The 1,826-nt window shown below is 69.2% G+C and carries 2 protein-coding genes; both read left to right on the forward strand.

The window, feature by feature from the left end:
• Positions 1–379 precede the first annotated feature (379 nt).
• Positions 380–1,219, forward strand: coding sequence for an NAD(P)H-binding protein (locus AB0O29_RS35550; protein ID WP_365160476.1), 840 nt, complete (start codon positions 380–382; stop codon positions 1,217–1,219).
• A 191-nt stretch (positions 1,220–1,410) separates the two neighbouring features.
• The coding region (locus AB0O29_RS35555) for a hypothetical protein (protein WP_365160479.1) at positions 1,411–1,826 on the forward strand (416 nt) is incomplete at its 3' end.

Genomic DNA, 1,826 nt, shown 5'->3' on the forward strand with positions numbered 1-1,826 from the left:
CTTGGCGACGCGGCGCATGGTCAGGGCGTCCAGGCCGTCACGGTCGAGGATCTCAAGTCCCGTGCGCACGATCGCGTCGCGGCTGAGGGGGGCCTTCGCGGGGCGTGCGCGGCGGCTTACCGGCTGCGTGCTCATGAGGAAATCCTAGCCCGGGACGAACAACGTTTGACACGAACAGCGTTCGTTCCCTACCGTCGGAACGAACGCCGTTCGCGACGAATGCCGTTCGTCCCGCTCTGGAAGTACCGCACATGACCAGCACCACCGCCATGTCCCGCCTGCTGCTGCCTGGTCCGCCTCCTGCCCCGCACGGCCCAGCCCCAGCACCACTGACACCTGACCCCCAAACCCCCCTGACCAGCAGAAAGAAGGAATCGCCATGATCCTCGTCACCGGAAGCCGCGGCGCCGTCGCCACCCACCTGACGCGCATGCTCCACGACGACGGCCTGCCCGTCCGGCTCGGCTCCGCACGTCCCGAGGCCCTCACCCCGCCCGGTCCGTCTCGACCTCTCCGTCTCGACCTCACCGACCCACGGACCTTCCCCGCCGCCCTGGCCGAAGTCACCGCCGTCTTCCTCTACGCCTCCGCCGACCACATCACCGAGTTCATCGACCACGCCCGTACGGCCGGGGTCGAGCACATCGTGCTGCTCTCCTCCTCCTCCGTGCTCGGCCCCGACGCCGAGAACGACCCGCTCGCCACCTCCCACCTCGACGTGGAGAAGGCCCTGCTAGCCTCCCCGGTCACCACCACGATCCTGCGGCCCGGCTCCTTCGCCTCCAACGCCGGCGCCTGGGCCTGGCCCATCAAGGCCGGCAGGCCCGTCAGCCTCCCGTTCCCCGAAGCCCACAGCGACCCCATCCACGAGACCGACGTCGCCGCGTCCGCCCACGCCGTCCTCACCGAACCCCGGCACCGCGGCGGTCAGTTCACCCTCTCCGGCCCCGAATCGCTGACCTTCGCCGAGCAGATCGACCACATCGCGGCCGTCACGGGCCGACCGGTCACGACCGACCAGGTCACCCGGGACCAGTGGAAGCACGAGATGGCCGACCGCCTCCCCGGCCACTACGCCGACGCCCTCCTGAACTGGTGGGAATCCAACGACGGAAAGCCCGTCCCCACCACCCACACCGTCGAGGACCTCACCGGCCGCCCCGCCCGCCCCTTCACCGACTGGGTCACCGACCACACCACCGACTTCATCACCCCCTGACCCCCCGGAGCGGGCCGGAGGAGTACTCCTGCGCCGGGACCCTGGGCTTGGTCCGACCGGCTGGATGTGCCGGTGGGTCGTGCCGAGGTGCTCCGCCGCGCGGCGGCGTCGAGGTTATGAAGGGAATCGAAGAAATCGGATGGAAGTTCACCATTCGAACATTCCTGAACATCAACCTCAGGAGTCGTAAGATGCGTTCCATCAGAGCGGCCGGCCTCGGCGCGGCCACGCTGGTCACCCTCCTCGCCTGCACCCCCGTCGCGGCCGCCTCGACGGACACCGGGTTCTCCGCCCCCTCCGAGGACAAGGGCCGCACCATCACGGTGCTGGCCGAGGTACAGCAGCTGACCCGCTTCCCCGTCACCCCCGGCAGCGTCTCGCAGGGCGATCAAGTCGTCGTCCGTTCGGACCTCTTCGACAAGGCGCACAAGAAGGTCGGCGAGACCCACGGCATCTGCACCACCACCCGGGGCGGCGCCGATGAAGCGGAGCAGTGCGTCGTGACCTACGTCCTGCCGGGCGGCCAGCTCACCGTGCAGGGGATGTACTTCAACTACCTCGACCAGGGTCCCTTCGACAACGCGATCACCGGCGGCACCGGGAAGTA

The sequence above is a fragment of the Streptomyces sp. NPDC089915 genome, assembly GCF_040684675.1.
Lineage (GTDB): Bacteria > Actinomycetota > Actinomycetes > Streptomycetales > Streptomycetaceae > Streptomyces.